The organism is Peribacillus sp. QJM3NY_7 (assembly GCF_056173225.1).
In genome coordinates, this window is the sequence record NZ_CM149663.1 from 3,544,237 (window position 1) to 3,559,856 (window position 15,620).

Annotated in this window: 14 protein-coding genes; 1 reads left to right on the plus strand and 13 read right to left on the minus strand. The window is 43.0% G+C overall.

Annotated features, from left to right (window positions below; genetic code table 11):
• Positions 1 to 1,551, minus strand: a complete 1,551-nt coding sequence (locus AC0VX1_RS16940; protein WP_063590658.1) for an acyl-CoA carboxylase subunit beta — start codon at positions 1,549 to 1,551, stop codon at positions 1 to 3.
• Positions 1,548 to 1,973 (minus strand): methylmalonyl-CoA epimerase, encoded by a 426-nt coding sequence (gene mce, locus AC0VX1_RS16945; protein WP_034308227.1) that lies wholly within the window; start codon positions 1,971 to 1,973, stop codon positions 1,548 to 1,550. Before mce ends, AC0VX1_RS16940 begins: the two co-directional genes overlap by 4 nt.
• A gap of 167 nt (positions 1,974 to 2,140) precedes the next feature.
• On the opposite strand from mce, the gene prli42 reads away from it, so the two are divergent.
• Positions 2,141 to 2,236 (plus strand): stressosome-associated protein Prli42, encoded by a 96-nt coding sequence (gene prli42 / locus AC0VX1_RS16950; RefSeq protein WP_156500278.1) that lies wholly within the window; start codon positions 2,141 to 2,143, stop codon positions 2,234 to 2,236.
• Between the two features lie 37 nt (positions 2,237 to 2,273).
• On the opposite strand, the gene AC0VX1_RS16955 is transcribed toward prli42, so the two are convergent.
• From AC0VX1_RS16955 to AC0VX1_RS17005, 11 genes are all read right to left on the minus strand, one after another.
• The gene (locus AC0VX1_RS16955) at positions 2,274 to 2,789 is read right to left on the minus strand and encodes a L,D-transpeptidase (RefSeq protein WP_475468036.1); all 516 of its coding nucleotides are present in this window, start codon (positions 2,787 to 2,789) and stop codon (positions 2,274 to 2,276) included.
• 30 nt (positions 2,790 to 2,819) lie between these two features.
• Positions 2,820 to 3,809 (minus strand): aromatic acid exporter family protein, encoded by a 990-nt coding sequence (locus AC0VX1_RS16960; protein WP_095678586.1) that lies wholly within the window; start codon positions 3,807 to 3,809, stop codon positions 2,820 to 2,822.
• A gap of 190 nt (positions 3,810 to 3,999) precedes the next feature.
• Positions 4,000 to 4,722 (minus strand): amino acid ABC transporter ATP-binding protein, encoded by a 723-nt coding sequence (locus tag AC0VX1_RS16965; protein WP_034308235.1) that lies wholly within the window; start codon positions 4,720 to 4,722, stop codon positions 4,000 to 4,002.
• The gene (locus AC0VX1_RS16970) at positions 4,715 to 5,374 is read right to left on the minus strand and encodes an amino acid ABC transporter permease (protein ID WP_057278878.1); all 660 of its coding nucleotides are present in this window, start codon (positions 5,372 to 5,374) and stop codon (positions 4,715 to 4,717) included. Before AC0VX1_RS16970 ends, AC0VX1_RS16965 begins: the two co-directional genes overlap by 8 nt.
• A gap of 119 nt (positions 5,375 to 5,493) precedes the next feature.
• Entirely contained in the window at positions 5,494 to 6,297 is an 804-nt protein-coding gene (locus AC0VX1_RS16975) for a transporter substrate-binding domain-containing protein (RefSeq protein ID WP_170946886.1), read from the minus strand.
• A gap of 831 nt (positions 6,298 to 7,128) precedes the next feature.
• Positions 7,129 to 7,566, minus strand: coding sequence for a BrxA/BrxB family bacilliredoxin (locus AC0VX1_RS16980; RefSeq protein ID WP_034308239.1), 438 nt, complete (start codon positions 7,564 to 7,566; stop codon positions 7,129 to 7,131).
• A gap of 202 nt (positions 7,567 to 7,768) precedes the next feature.
• The gene (gene meaB / locus AC0VX1_RS16985; RefSeq protein WP_098186593.1) at positions 7,769 to 8,902 is read right to left on the minus strand and encodes a methylmalonyl Co-A mutase-associated GTPase MeaB; all 1,134 of its coding nucleotides are present in this window, start codon (positions 8,900 to 8,902) and stop codon (positions 7,769 to 7,771) included.
• Positions 8,902 to 11,094, minus strand: coding sequence for a methylmalonyl-CoA mutase (gene scpA / locus AC0VX1_RS16990; RefSeq protein ID WP_413010499.1), 2,193 nt, complete (start codon positions 11,092 to 11,094; stop codon positions 8,902 to 8,904). Before scpA ends, meaB begins: the two co-directional genes overlap by 1 nt.
• A 1-nt stretch (position 11,095) precedes the next feature.
• On the minus strand, positions 11,096 to 12,997 hold the full coding sequence (locus tag AC0VX1_RS16995; protein WP_475468040.1) for a methylmalonyl-CoA mutase family protein: 1,902 nt from the start codon (positions 12,995 to 12,997) through the stop codon (positions 11,096 to 11,098).
• A 317-nt stretch (positions 12,998 to 13,314) separates the two neighbouring features.
• Entirely contained in the window at positions 13,315 to 14,598 is a 1,284-nt protein-coding gene (locus AC0VX1_RS17000; protein ID WP_475468042.1) for a dihydrolipoamide acetyltransferase family protein, read from the minus strand.
• Positions 14,599 to 14,624: 26 nt separating this feature from the next.
• A complete protein-coding gene (locus AC0VX1_RS17005; RefSeq protein WP_053535667.1) occupies positions 14,625 to 15,608 on the minus strand; it encodes an alpha-ketoacid dehydrogenase subunit beta in 984 nt (327 codons plus the stop codon).
• Positions 15,609 to 15,620 lie beyond the last annotated feature (12 nt).

Sequence of the window (15,620 nt, forward strand, 5' to 3'; positions counted from 1 at the left end):
TCACAACGGGATATTACCGTGTTTTTTCCATGGTCGAGTTTCTTTTTTGTTGCGTAGCATATCAAGAGATTGAATGATCTTAATCCTGGTTTCACGGGGATCGATAACATCATCCACCATCCCAAGACTTGCGGCGACATATGGATTGGCGAACTTCTCACGGTATTCTTCAATTTTAGCTGCTCGTGTCGCTTCCGGATCTTGGCTATTTTGAATTTCACGCGCAAAAATGATATTTGCCGCTCCAGCAGAACCCATTACAGCGATTTCAGCATTCGGCCATGCAAACGTAAGATCCGCACCGATGGATTTACTATTAAGAGCCACATAAGCTCCTCCGTATGCTTTTCGCAGAATGATCGTCAATTTAGGTACTGTTGCTTCCGAATAAGCATATAGCAGCTTTGCACCGTGGCGAATGATTCCGCCATGTTCTTGTTTAACGCCGGGGAAAAACCCTGAAACGTCTTCAAACGTAATAAGCGGAATGTTAAACGAGTCACAAAAACGAATAAAACGGGCAGCTTTATCTGATGAATCTATATCAAGTCCCCCTGCCAATACCTTTGGCTGGTTACAGACAAGCCCCACTGATTTCCCTTTGATCCGTGCCAAGCCGACCACTATGTTTTTCGCAAAGCCCTCTTGCACTTCCATAAAGGAATCCTCATCGACAACCTGCTCCAATACTTTCCGAACATCATATGGCCGGATCCCTTCATAAGGGACTACATCCGTTAAGTCCGGCCGGTAGTCATCTCCCTCATCCGCTTCCAAAACCGGCGGCTTCTCTTCATTATTTTGTGGAAGATAGCTCAGGAGCCGTCTAACGTCAGCCAAAACTTGCTCCTCAGATGCTCCTTTGAAATGGGCATTACCGCTTATGGTATTATGTACAGCCGCTCCGCCCAATCCTTCGGATGAAATCTTTTCACCTGTAACCGTTTCAATGACTTTAGGACCTGTTATGAACATTTGGCTCGTTTTTTCAACCATGAAAACAAAGTCGGTAATGGCTGGGGAATATACGGCTCCGCCTGCACAAGGTCCCATAATAACCGAAATCTGTGGAATGACCCCTGAATATATGGAATTCCGGTAAAATATTTGGCCATATCCGTCAAGCGAAACTACGCCTTCTTGAATTCGCGCCCCGCCAGAATCGTTTAAACCGATGAAAGGGGCTCCATTTTCCGCTGCCAAATCCATAACATTGGCAATTTTCAGGGCATGCATTTCACCAAGTGCACCGCCAAAAACAGTGAAATCCTGTGAAAACAGATAAATGTCGCGGCCGTTGACCTTTCCATAACCGGTGACAACCCCTTCTCCCGGCCCTTCTTCCTTTTCCATGCCGAAATTGGTATTACGGTGTTTGATAAAAGGATTAAGCTCGATGAAAGTACCTGGATCAACTAGAAGTTCAATTCTTTCCCTTGCCGTAAGTTTGCCCTTTTCATGCTGCTTATCGATTCTTTCTTCACCGCCGCCCATTTCCACTTTTCGGCGTCTGTCATATAGGTCATTGATCGTATCATAAATGTCTGTCATTTCTGCTCCTCCTTTGATAATGCTTGTTCACAAAGCTCATATAATACTCCCGCGGTAGACTTTGGATGAACGAAAGCAACATCCGCATTGTGCGCTCCCTTTCTTGATGAATCATCAATCATGCGCAATCCAGCTTCTTTGATTTCTTTTATTCTATCTTCGATGTCATCGACGCCTAGTGCCACATGATGAATCCCTTCACCGCGTTTTTCGATGAATTTGGCGATTGGGCTTGCAGGTGACAACGCTTCCAACAATTCCAAACGGGTATTGCCTGCCAGGATGAAGGCCACTTTCACTCCTTGGCTCTCCACTGTCTCGATTCCTTCAAGTTTCAATTTCAACGTTTCCGTGTAAAGCGGCAAGGCTTCATCTAGTGACTTGACGGCAATACCGATATGATCGATATTTTTAATCATCATAAAAACCCCCATGCTATGTATTATTGGATGACTCCATTAAAATACTACTAATCTTGCATTAAAGCCTTTTAAGATTCGGAATAATATGAACATTATACTTTTACTTGTTTCTACTAAATGTTCAAGTTAAAATAAAATCAATCAAACTGTATTAAGGGAGAGAGCATATGGGAAACAGGAAAATCAGAAAGATCGTCGTGTATTTAATGCTTATCTCAATGTTATTAATGAGCTTATTATCAGGTATCGCATTTCTTTTGTAATAGACACCGGGGAGGGGAGCAAAAAGCTTCCCTCTCTTTATTTTATCGCTCCGTTTTTCTTAGCTAGCGTTTTGAAATCCTCGTTCGATAGGGTGATCAACACCTTGGTGCCGATGGGGACTTTTTCGTACAAACGCTCCACATCGGATTTATGCATCCGTACACAGCCATTTGAAATATATTCACCAATCGATGATGGCTGATTCGTACCATGTATGCCGTATATCCTCCCATCGGTATTTCGCGCATCGAATCCAATCCACCGCGACCCCAAAGGGTTCCTGGGATCACCGCCAGGAATATTCTTTTTCCGGTAATATGGATTGACCGCTTTTACTTTGACCGTGAAGATCCCTTCAGGTGTCAGTTCCTGACTCTTTCCCGTACCGACCGGCAGAATCTCCTTGACCTCATTATCATCAATGAACGCCAATTTATTGTTGGCTTTATTGATGATGATAAGCGGATCTCCAGGCTTAACCGATTGAGGCTGGGCCTGTACCTGTAACGGCCACAAAGATAGCATAAGCAACAAAGAAAGGATCCATTTCATTTGTATCATTCCTTTACTTTTTTGCTTAGTTTAAGCCAAGTGCCTCTTTTTCATTCGGTTGCCGGTCAGCTTGGGTAATCCCTTGAAGGAATGCTTCAACAATAAATAGCGCTCCATTTCCTTCATGAGCTGCAGTAATGCAGCCCTGGATTCGAACTCTTCACGTGTATGCGGCAGTGCCATTCCCCTAAAATGGATCTCCATTTCTTCAAGCTTCTTCAGATAAAGGATGGCCGTATTTTGTGGGTGGACGTTTTCTGCCAAATCTTCTATAAAATCAGCCACTATCCCGCTTTGCTTGACGACCAACGGAATATTCGTGACCAGGGGAAGAATTCGTTCAATTATTTCAAATTGCTTTTCACGCATTTTGAAATAATGGTAATACAGGTCTTCTTCCCTTAAGAAATGATTTTCCACGTCCCTGAAGGCAAGGCTCTTGGCTTGATTAAGAAGGTTGGCTGTTTCGGTGATTTCCTTACCATCCCATGTGTGATCATTATCCCTCAAATAGCGGACAATTCCCATCAAGATCGCACTGAAGTTCGTTTCGATACTTTCCTGATAGGCCAGCAGTTTGTCATCGACACTGGGCATGTACAGATTCATGACAAGTGCCACTCCAACTCCAACTGCAATTAATATCGTTTCATTGATCAGCAGGGAAAAAGTGATGTTACCGGACCCATATAGGTGCATGATGATGACGCTGCTCGTCACGATCCCCTCATTAATCTTCAAGGCAACTGCCGTTGGAATGAAAATCAAGAGAATCAAACCTATTATCAGCGGATGGAATGCGATGAACTGAAATAATAGGGATGCATAGGCCATTGCGATCAAACAAGCTAAAAACCGGTGCCAGGAGGCATACACCGACTTCTTTTTTGTAACTTGGATGCATAAGATCGCAATGATTCCCGCGGCAGAGAAATATTCGAGATTAAGCATTTGTGCAATAATAATTGCCAGGGTGGCCCCCAAAGCAGTTTTAATCGTCCTGTATCCGATTTTAAACATTGTTATGTATCACCTGGCTCTTTCTCTATCTATTATAATACTATCAGGAAATCAGAAATTTTTACAGTCCTTTGCGAGTTAAATTTCCAATTTTTCTAAATACATGCACGCAAAAATACATTATAGGAAAAAAATAAAAAAGGTAACTAAACGTTACCTTTTTTCACAATTATATACTATTTGCTTTAGCTTATAAAACTTTTTCCAAGAAGTCTTTTGCACGCTGGCTTTTCGGATTGGAAAAGAAATCTTCCGGAGCACTTTCCTCAACGAGCAGACCCCCGTCAAGGAATAGTACTCGATCGGCCACTTCTTTGGCGAAGCCCATTTCATGCGTTACAATCAGCATGGTCATCCCCGTATGTGCCAGTGACTTCATAACCTCGAGCACTTCTTTTACCATCTCGGGGTCAAGCGCTGAAGTCGGCTCATCGAAAAGCATTACTTCCGGGTTCATTGCCAATGCCCGTGCAATCGCGACCCTTTGTTTTTGTCCGCCTGACAGACGATTCGGATAAGTCGATTCTTTATCGGCCAAACCGACTTTAGTCAAGAGCTCACGAGCCTGTTTTACAGCCTCGGCCTTTGATAATTTTTTCACCTTCATAGGTGCATATATCAGATTCTCCAGTACGGTTTTATGTGGAAATAAATGAAAATGCTGAAATACCATTCCGACATTTTCACGCACTTTCATGATATTGGTCTTTTTATCAGTGATGATTTGATCTTTAAACCTGATTTGACCATCAGTTGGAGTTTCAAGCATATTGATGCAGCGCAAGAAAGTTGATTTTCCCGAACCGGATGGACCGATGATCGCTACCACTTCACCCTGTCCTATCTCGGTGCTGATTCCTTTTAAAACTTCGAGCTTACCATAATTTTTTTTGAGTCCATCAATTTTAATCACTGCGTCTCATTCTCCTTTCAATCACTTTGCCTAAGATGGTGAGAATCATGACCATCACATAATAAATGAGACCGGCAAATAAAATCGGCTCGAAGAATTTATATGTCTCACCGCCGACAATATAAGCACGGCGCATGATATCCCCTAATCCAATAATTGTGACAACGGCTGATTCCTTCGTTAAGGAAATCAATTCGTTAACAAGGGACGGCAGGATGTTCTTGATGGCCTGCGGAAGGATAATATTAAGCATCATCCCTGAATAGGGAACCCCAAGTGCAAGTGCAGCCTCTCGTTGGCCTTTATCGACCGCTAAAATGCCTCCCCTGATAATTTCAGAGATATATGCAGCTGAATTTAGCCCGAATGCTAAAAATGCTGCTTGGAACGCTTCGATTTGAATCCCTAATATTTGTGGTGAACCAAAATAAATCAGCATTAATTGCAGCACCAAAGGGGTACCGCGAAAAATGGATGTATAAAAGTCAGCAATCCAATTCAATGGCTTGATTCTGCTGATTTTAAGTATAGATAATAATATTCCCAAAACAAATCCGATTACTGCCGCTACCGCTACAACCTTTAATGTAGTCGGCATTCCCTCCAGGATATATGGAAGGGAAGGCATAATCCTTTCAAATTCCAGATTCACTCCATTCATCCTCTCTTATGAAGGCCGTTATCTTGGGCCTTCCTCCTGCTTCATTTTATTAACAATAAAGCGCGGAAAAACGTTCAGAAGGCATTCTGAACGCTTTTCATCTCTCTGTTTTATTCAGTTTCACTGCCACCGAACCATTTTAATATTAATTTTTCCATTTCACCATTTTCCATCATTTTTTTCAACTCGGCATTGAATTCTTCAGTTAACTTGCTTCCTTTTTGGAAAGCGATTGCCGAACCGGCATCTTGATCACCAGACTTGATCAAATGGCCAACCAATTCTTTATTATCTTTCAAGTAGCCTTTTGCAACAGTATCTTCCATGATCACGGCGTCAAAACGTCCTGTTGACATTTCTTGAACAACCTCAGGAATACGATTCCGTTTTTCAACTTTCATCCCGATATCTTGGGATTTATTCAAGTCATTTGCCAATGTCTCCTGAATGGATGCAAGCTGTACGCCTACCGTTTTCCCTTTTAAATCTTCAACAGTTTTGATTTTACTGTCCTTTGTCGTGATGATCATGTTTTTAGCTGTATAGTAAATATCACTGAAATCGACTGATTGCTCACGTTTTTCTGTTGGAGTCATTCCGGAGATAACGAAATCGACCGATTTATTTTCCAGGGCAGGCACAAGACTATTAAAGTCAATGTCCTTCACTTCGACCTCATAACCTAATTTTTTTCCGATTGCTTTAGCGATATCAATGTCAAATCCTTGGATTTCATCACTTTTAGATGTTTCAACAAATTCAAATGGCGGATAATCCGCAGATGTTCCCATTACCAGGACCTTCTTGTCTTCATTGTCAGCTGTGTTCTTATCTTCTTTCTCTGATGTTCCGCATGCCGCTAAAATACCTACTAATAAAATAGAAGTAAGCAACAATGCTAACTGCTTTTTCAACTTCATTATTATTCCTCCAAAATGATATTTTCAATTCTCTTGTTATTAAATTAGGTTAGTTAAATTTCGAATAACTAATATTCATACACTAATGTGTATTTTAACACACTCTAATAATTATTCAATAACGTAAATAATAGATTCATTTTTCAGAATATTATCATAATTTAACATCTGGGCTTCGTGCTTTCTCATCAAAGGTAATATATCCGCCTCCATATCTATCTTCTTTCCCAAAAGTTCCTGACTTATGCAATTTCATGAATAAAAAAACCCACCGATTGGGCGGGTTCAGACTGTAGACAAAATTCGAACAAAAGCCAGTTTTCATATAGTTTTTTTCTTAAAAAAGTATTTCTATTGATTCCAGAAATCCGCTCCCTTTCCGCCGACTGACTGCCAAGCCTCCTCAGCGCAAGCGCCTGTGGGGTCTCGGCTAGCCAGTTACTCGGCAGGAGTGTCGCTCATATCTTCCATCCAGTTAGGATCAATGTAAAACAAATCAAGGTCACCTGTTCTAAAACTTGGTTCGGGATGTCTAGCCTCAGTTTTTTTCTTAAAATTACATTCCAGTTTTTCAGAGATCCTGCTCCCTTTCCGCCGACTGTCTGCCAATGCCTCATTAAAGCAAGCACCTAAAGGGGCATAAAAGCCAATTATCCGGGAGGGCTGTCGTAATCGCGGCAATCCAATTATGATTTAAAGTAATAACCACCTATGGTGATCTAGCCTTGTTTGAAGATCCTGTTCAGGATGAGATCATTCCGAATCTCTTTTTGTTGACAAACTAAAACCCGCCGATTGGGCGGGTTTTTAGTTTATCGATATGGATTAAACTTCTTCGCAATATTGATCGAAGTAGTCTTGTAATTTTTCTACTACAGACATCGGGTGGTGCCCTTCAATTTCATGGCGTTCTATCATGGTGATGATTTTTCCATCCTTCAGCAATGCAAATGATGGGGATGACGGCGGATATCCTTCGAAATAATCACGGGCTTTTTCCGTCGCCTCTTTATCTTGCCCAGCAAAAACGGTTACAAGCTGATCTGGGCGTTTATCATTATGGATTGCATGAGCAGCTGCAGGTCTAGCTATTCCCCCAGCGCAGCCACAAACGGAGTTTACCATAACAAGTGTCGTTCCTTTTTGTGCAAATACTTCCTCTACTTCTTCGGGAGTGGTCAGTTCTGTATATCCAGCAGTCTTAATCTCATCGCGAGCCTGTTTGACTACGTCGTTCATTAAAAAATTAAAATCCATATTCATGGCATTTGCTCCTTCCAAGTTTTCTCTTCAATCCTATCATAACAATTGCCTCTTCGTGATTCAATAAATTTACCTATTAAAACCGCATAATCCGTTCCGAACATGTTTAAAACGAAAGGGGAGCGGGAATCATGTGTGTAACAACAAGACTTACAAAAGGATGGGGCAGGCGTGGAAATAGATCCATGCCTCCCCATCCCATTTATTTTTCATTAGACTTAAATGTTTCTGCAAAAGATTGAAAGGCCTGCTTAACAGCAGCAGTGACCGTTTTATTCCCTGACATCACTTGATTCTCGAGCATAGGGAGAAGACTCTTGACGGTTTCATTTTTATAAAACATCGTTTTAAGCTGGTGATCGATCAATGAATAAAGCCATTCCCTAGATTGCATTCTTCTCCGTTCTTGAAAAACCCCCGATTCCTTGGTCATTTGGGAAAATTCATTCAATACATCCCAAAGTTCAGGAATTCCTTTACCGGTTATGGCGGAACAAGTATATGCCTTTCCTGCCCAACCCTTTGTGGCTGGCTGAAGGAAGTGCAAGATTCTGCTATATTCGGATTTCGTCCTAATCGCCAGGGGGAGGTTCTCGCCGTCGGCCTTATTGACAACAATTCCGTCCACAAGTTCCAGAATCCCTTTTTTCATCCCTTGCAATTCATCTCCGGCACCCGTTAGGACAAGGAGCATGAAGAAGTCGACCATACTTCGAACTATAGCTTCACTCTGACCGACCCCGACAGTTTCTATCAGTATCACATCAAAACCTGCCGCTTCACAAAGCAGCATCGTTTCCCTCGTTTTGCGGTGAACCCCGCCAAGAGTTCCTTCGGATGGTGAGGGTCTTATGAAGGCATGGGGGTTTCTAGCCAGTTCCTCCATTCTTGTCTTATCGCCCAGTATACTTCCGCCATTGACCGAAGAGCTTGGATCGACGGCTAGAACGGCAACCTTATGGCCCCTGTCACATAAGTAGGTTCCGAACGTCTCGATGAAGGTACTTTTCCCGGCACCGGGCACTCCGGAAATCCCGATGCGCATTGAGTTCCCTGTATGAGGAAGGATGCTATGCAATAATTCCTGTGCATGATCCAAATGGTGGGATGCATTGCTTTCAACCAATGTAATCCCTTTGGCTAGCTTGGCCCTGTCCCCTTTTATGATTCCCTCTTTAAGCTCATGGACCGGTATGTTTACATTATGTTTTTTGACGAATTTGCTTTTTGAAGGTTTGTTTTGGCTGGCTGCTAATTCCACACCTGGCTTTAATGAAGAAGCAAAACCTTCCTTATTGTTAAGATCGACCCATTCCGGCTTCTTGTCTTCACTCATTATTGGGCCACTTCCTCATATCCGAGGCGATTGTATATTTCCTGAAGCACTTTCTTTGCTGCCTGCGGAATGACCGTCCCGGGTCCAAAAATGGCTGTAGCGCCATTTTCCATAAGATAATCATAATCCTGTGCAGGGATGACGCCGCCTACGATCACTATGATGTCCTCTCGTCCCAAGTTCTTCAGTTCCGTCATAAGCTGCGGCAACAATGTTTTATGGCCGGCAGCTAGGGAACTCATTCCGACTACATGCACATCATTTTCCACGGCCTGGATGGCGGTTTCTTTCGGTGTTTGGAATAATGGACCGATATCGACATCATAGCCTAAATCCGCAAACCCCGTTCCGACTACTTTAGCTCCGCGATCATGACCGTCCTGGCCCATTTTAGCCATTAACAAACGCGGTCTTCTTCCTTCATTTTCAAGGAATTCTTCCGTCATGCGGACGACTTCCTCAATTTCCGCTTCTTTTGAGTATGCCGAGCTGTATACGCCGCTGATAGAACGGATCGTTGCTTTGTGACGTCCAGCCACCTCTTCGATCGCATCGGAGATTTCACCTAATGAAGCCCGTACTCTTGCTGCTTGCACAGCCAGTTCAAGAAGGTTACCCTCTTCAGTTCTGGCCGCCATTGAAAGCGCTTTAAGAGCTTCATCCACCTTTGCCTGATCACGTTTCGCCTTCAATTCGCTCAATCGCTTAAGCTGACTTTCGCGAACTGCTGTATTGTCAATCTCCAGTATTTCAATCGGATCTTCTTTTTTCAACCGATACTTATTGACGCCTACGATTGTTTCATCTTGAGAATCGATTTTAGCCTGTCGCTTTGCAGCGGCTTCCTCGATCCTCATTTTTGGAAGGCCGGTTTCAATTGCCTTCGCCATTCCTCCCAGACCTTCGATTTCCTCTATGTGAGCCCAAGCCCGTTCGATCAATTCATTAGTGAGCGATTCTACATAGTAAGAACCTGCCCATGGATCGATTACTTTTGTGATTCCGGTTTCCTCCTGCAGATAGAGCTGTGTATTACGTGCAATACGTGCCGAGAAATCCGTTGGCAGGGCAATGGCCTCATCCAATGCGTTCGTATGGAGCGACTGTGTATGTCCAAGTGCAGCCGCATGCGCTTCAATAAGGGTCCTTGCGACATTGTTAAACGGATCCTGCTCGGAAAGGCTCCAGCCGGAGGTTTGGGAATGAGTCCTCAATGCCATCGCTTTATTATTTTTCGGTTCGAATTGTTTCATCAATTTTGACCAAATGAAACGAGCCGCCCGCATTTTCGCCACTTCCATGAAATAGTTCATTCCTACAGCCCAGAAGAATGACAGGCGTGGTGCAAATTTATCGATATCAATGCCTGCTTTCATTCCGGTACGTGCATACTCAAGCCCATCCGCCAACGTATAGGCAAGTTCGATATCAGCCGGCGCCCCCGCTTCTTGCAGATGATAACCGGAGATGGAAATGGAATTGAACTTGGGCATATATTTGGAAGTATACTCAAAGATATCAGCTATGATTTTCATGGACATTTCAGGCGGGTAGATATACGTATTCCTAACCATGTATTCCTTTAAGATGTCATTTTGAATCGTGCCTGAAAGCTTATCCTGTGTTACGCCTTGTTCTTCAGCTGTCACGATATAAAACGCAAGGATCGGTAATACTGCACCGTTCATTGTCATTGACACGGACATCTGATCAAGCGGAATGCCGTCGAACAGGATCTTCATGTCAAGAATGGAATCAATGGCAACTCCCGCCTTCCCCACATCACCGACAACGCGCGGATGATCGGAGTCATAACCGCGGTGTGTAGCTAAATCAAAAGCAACTGAGAGCCCTTTTTGCCCCATCGCCAGATTACGTCTGTAAAACGCATTGGATTCCTCAGCAGTCGAAAAACCTGCATACTGCCGTACCGTCCAAGGACGATTGACATACATCGAAGGATAGGGACCCCTTGTAAAAGGAGCGATGCCTGGCACACTTTCCATATGCTCCAGGCCGCGAATATCTTCCTCAACATAAAGCGGTTTGATTTTTATTTGTTCATTGGTTTCAAACAGAAGATCCTCAATGTTTTTCCCAACGGCCTTTTCGACTTCCTTTTTCCATGCTTCCACTGTACCTTTCATCTCGGACTTAGCAGGATTTATAGCAGAAAAATTCGGTTTTTTCATTTCAGTTCACCCCTAGCTTCTGCAATAATTCAAGTAAAATGGATATTGCATTCATTTTAACATGGATAAAATCTTTGACCCCGGCTTCTCTTAGTGTAATCTCCAATTCTTCTTGCTGCTTGCCGGCACTATAAATAGTGATTTCAGGGAATTGCTTTTTAATTTCTTTGATGATGACTGGCGCTAATTCCGAATAGTCACCATCACTGCCGCAAAGACAATAGATTGGGAGATTGGTCGCAGCTACATAATCGATTGCTTCCTCAACGGTTTGACATCCCTTACTGCCGATTGTTTCAATACCACCTGCTGCCGCAAGACTTTGAACGAAATCTGCACGAGGTTTATAGGATTTGAGATTTATCAAATTAATTAAACCGATAGTTGGAGCCGTTCCGCTTATTCCTTTAAACTTTTCACTGCGCAGTCTTATCTGTTCGAACTGACTGGATACCCGTTCCAATTCAAGTGGGGTAATGCCAACCGGCTTCGCAACTTTCATATACGACACATGTTTATCCTTTGTGGTGTTTTTAATCTTATCAGCGGGATTCGGATATACATTCGTTCCGATGATACTTTCTTTTCTGAAAGCCGCATTTTGAACTCTTTCTTGGTAAACTTCAGCTATTTCTTTCTGAAGGGTACCTTGTTTAATTAGCTCCAGAATCCCTCCAGCTGCATCGATTTCAAGGAATTTTGCCCAAGCCTTTTCAGCCAATTCATCCGTTAGTTGCTCAACATACCATGAACCGCCAGCAGGATCGACAACTGTTGTAATATTTGTTTCTTCTTTTAAAATCAAGTGAGTATTACGGGCAATTCTTTCTGAAAACTCATCGGTTTCACCGGTTGCGTGTGTAAATGGATGGATTTGAAGATATTGAATGCCTCCAATAGCTGCTGAAAAAGCTTGGTTCGTGGTCCGAAGAATATTGACGTGCTGATCATATAGCGTTTCCGTCAACTCGGAAGTTACGGCATGTATCGTCATTTTAAAATGGTCCGATGCTGTATCGAAAGCTTCTGCAAGACCTGCCCAAAGCCTTCTGGCAGCCCTCAGTTTAGCGATGGACATGAAGTAATTTGAATCCACTGCAAACGAGAATACTATTTTTTCGGAAACCGCAGCAATAGAAAGCCCCTGCTTTTGCCCTTCCAATAGATATTGGACGGCTGCCGATAATCCGTAAGCTATTTCTTGTACGGCATTGGCTCCTCCATTATGGTAGACTGCCGTATTAATCAAAACTGTTTTTAAATCACTGCCTACCTTCTGATAATCCTGGATCGTCTTCAGCCATTCTGCAAAATAGTTATCCGTATCTTCTGGCAGCTGACCGCAAATGAGCCATTCTGCAATTGGATCTTCAGCAATGACGCCTGTCAATTGGGTATTTTGTGCTTCGGCAACAGCTTTGAATTGAGGGAATAATTCTTTTTGTTTCCCCTTAAGGTCAATGAAAACCGGCATTTCTTTTAATGGGATTTCCTTAAACAATGTTTCAGCCCTTGCTCCCCCGGAAAGCAATCGTGCAGGGTATGCCACGACATTTTGACCGCGCTTGAATGAAGCCCTCATCTTTTCATTTGCTTCTTCAGCCGTGATACCGCTTACAGGTTGAACGACAAGCCAAGGTTTGTCATGATATCCCGTTGGGGACGTTCCTCGGGTGAAAGGGAAAAATCCTGGCAATTCAGCTACTTTTTCCGTTGATTCCGCCTTTTCTGTATAGAGTGGATATAAAGCGATGCCCTCATATGTATTCGTTTTAAGCTTTTCTACACTTTTCCCTTTTAAACTTACTTCCGCAGCTTCTTTCCACTCTTCAAAAGAAGGCTTAGGAAAGGTTATGTTTTTTACATCTTTAAGTTCCATCTGTAATCGCTTTCTTATCCTCATACGCCCTCACCCTTCATTGGTAGAACGAACGCTCAGTCAGTTTTGGATAAGAAAACCACCCTCCCGTCAATTTGATCTGGATTATACTAACATTCTACCATAATTTTCTTGAAATTTAAGACAATAGAAATTAGCAAACCTGTTATTAGGGAAACCACTAGCCTATTTTGCCTCTTTAAATCAAGTACAGCTTCTGACCTGTATTAGAACAGCCCTTAATAAAATAATAGCAAAAATAAAATTTTTGTCGATGTTTTTCTACGGAAAAGTGAAGTGCAAAAAAAAGGAAGGACCTTCCGGCCTTCCTTTTCTTCATTTTAGTATATGGGAGTGTTGTCTTTGGAAATCTTTTCGATGATTTCTTTAACCCTCGCGAGGAATCGTCCGCATACCAGTCCGTCCAAAACACGATGATCAAGTGATAAACAGAGATTCACCATATCTCGTACTGCAATCATGTCATTAATGACCACTGGACGTTTTACAATCGTTTCAACCTGTAAAATGGCTGCCTGTGGATAATTGATGATTCCCATGGACTGGACAGAACCGAATGAGCCAGTGTTATTAACAGTGAACGTACCACCTTGCATATCCTCTGCTTTTAAGTTACCTGACTTCACTTTGGATGCAAGTTCCTGTATTTCCCTTGCTATACCTTTGATTGATTTTTCATCTGCATTTTTAATGACCGGAACAAATAGGGCATCTTCAGTTGCAACGGCTATCGATATATTGATTTCTTTCTTTTGTACGATTTTTTCGCCGGCCCACATCGAATTCAGTTCTGGAAATTCCGTAAGGGCTTGAGCAACAGCTTTTACGAAAAAGGCAAAGTACGTTAAATTATAGCCTTCTTTTTGTTTAAAATCAGATTTTAGATTATCACGCAACTTCACCATATTGCTGGCGTCAACTTCCACCATCGTCCAAGCATGCGGAATTTCGTGCTTACTTTTCAACATATTGGACGCAATTGCCTTACGGATGCCGGTGACCGGTATTTCCTTGTCACCAGCCGCAGTCGGCACGTTTGTTACAGGACTTGTTTGACGATTGACTTGAGGGGCGATCACTTCAGGAGCCGCATCGGAAATTGCGGAAGGCTCATCCGCCTTAGGAAGATTCCCTGATTCAACAAGTTTCAGTAAATCTTTACGGGTGATCCGTCCCTCATTCCCCGTTCCTTTAACTTTTGATAGATCGATTCCATGCTCCTGGGAAAGTTTTAACACAGCTGGTGAATAGCGAGCTTTCCTTGATGGTTCTGCCGCTTGCTGCACATCTCTTATAACAGGTGCATCAACTTTTTCCTCATTATGAGAAATTTGCCCAGCATTTTCATTATCCGTCTTTCCCATTTCAACTTCAATCGAGCAAATGACTTCCCCGACTGCCAATGTTTGATTCTCATCCGCTTTCAATTCCTTGATGATGCCGGTGAAGGAAGAAGGAACCTCAGCATTTACTTTATCCGTCATCACTTCAGCTAGCGGGTCGTATTTCGTGACATGATCTCCAGGCTTCACAAGCCATTTACTGATGGTTCCCTCTGTGACACTTTCGCCTAGTTGGGGCATCTTCATTAATTCCATAGCCATAATTCGTTCCTCCTTCTTAACAGTCATTAATACTCGGCCAATTCCCTCATTGCCTTTTCCACTTTATCGGGATTCACCATGAAATGTTTTTCCATCGTTGGCGCATAAGGCATGGCAGGTACATCCGGGCCGGCCAATCGTTTTACAGGGGCATCCAAATCAAAAAGGCAATGCTCGGCAATTATGGCTGCGACCTCACTCATGATGCTTCCTTCTTTATTATCTTCCGTAACCAGTAATACTTTCCCCGTTTTAGAAGCTGCTTCTATGATGGCATCCTTATCCAAAGGGTACACGGTACGCAAGTCAAGAACATGTGCAGAAATTCCATCTGCAGCTAATTTTTCTGCTGCCTGAAGGGCAAAATGCACACAAAGGCCATAGGAGATGACTGTAATGTCTTCCCCTTCCCTTTTCACATCCGCCTTACCGATTGGAAGTACATAATCTTCAGTAGGCACCTCACCCTTGATCAAGCGGTATGCACGTTTATGTTCAAAGAAAAGCACTGGGTCTTCATCGCGAATGGCAGCTTTAAGCAAACCCTTTACATCATACGGAGTGGAAGGCATCACAATTTTCAAGCCCGGCTGATTGGCAAAGATCGCTTCAACCGATTGCGAATGATAAAGAGCTCCATGAATTCCCCCTCCATATGGAGCACGGATTACCATAGGACAGCTCCAGTCATTATTGGAACGGTATCTGATTTTGGCTGCCTCTGAAACGATTTGGTTAATGGCTGGCATGATGAAATCAGCGAATTGCATCTCGGCTATCGGCCGAAGCCCATACATGGCGGCTCCAATTCCAACTCCTGCGATTGCAGATTCTGCGAGCGGGGTATCGATGACCCTGTCTTCACCGAATTGGTCGTATAAACCATTAGTGGCTTTAAAGACCCCACCTTTTTTTCCTACATCCTCTCCCAATACGAATACACGGGAATCTCGTTCCATCTCTTCCCTCATTGCCATTGTCACGGCATCTATATAAGAAATCACTGGCATTCTATTACCCCC

Bases quoted from the DNA above. Each gene is read 5' to 3' on its own strand.
- AC0VX1_RS16940 (WP_063590658.1), bottom strand. From the start codon at position 1,551: ATGACAGACATTTATGATACGATCAATGACCTATATGACAGACGCCGA.
- mce (WP_034308227.1), bottom strand. From the start codon at position 1,973: ATGATGATTAAAAATATCGATCATATCGGTATTGCCGTCAAGTCACTA.
- prli42 (WP_156500278.1), top strand. From the start codon at position 2,141: ATGGGAAACAGGAAAATCAGAAAGATCGTCGTGTATTTAATGCTTATC.
- AC0VX1_RS16955 (WP_475468036.1), bottom strand. From the start codon at position 2,789: ATGAAATGGATCCTTTCTTTGTTGCTTATGCTATCTTTGTGGCCGTTA.
- AC0VX1_RS16960 (WP_095678586.1), bottom strand. From the start codon at position 3,809: ATGTTTAAAATCGGATACAGGACGATTAAAACTGCTTTGGGGGCCACC.
- AC0VX1_RS16980 (WP_034308239.1), bottom strand. From the start codon at position 7,566: ATGAATATGGATTTTAATTTTTTAATGAACGACGTAGTCAAACAGGCT.
- meaB (WP_098186593.1), bottom strand. From the start codon at position 8,902: ATGAGTGAAGACAAGAAGCCGGAATGGGTCGATCTTAACAATAAGGAA.
- scpA (WP_413010499.1), bottom strand. From the start codon at position 11,094: ATGAAAAAACCGAATTTTTCTGCTATAAATCCTGCTAAGTCCGAGATG.
- AC0VX1_RS16995 (WP_475468040.1), bottom strand. From the start codon at position 12,997: ATGAGGATAAGAAAGCGATTACAGATGGAACTTAAAGATGTAAAAAAC.
- AC0VX1_RS17000 (WP_475468042.1), bottom strand. From the start codon at position 14,598: ATGGCTATGGAATTAATGAAGATGCCCCAACTAGGCGAAAGTGTCACA.
- AC0VX1_RS17005 (WP_053535667.1), bottom strand. From the start codon at position 15,608: ATGCCAGTGATTTCTTATATAGATGCCGTGACAATGGCAATGAGGGAA.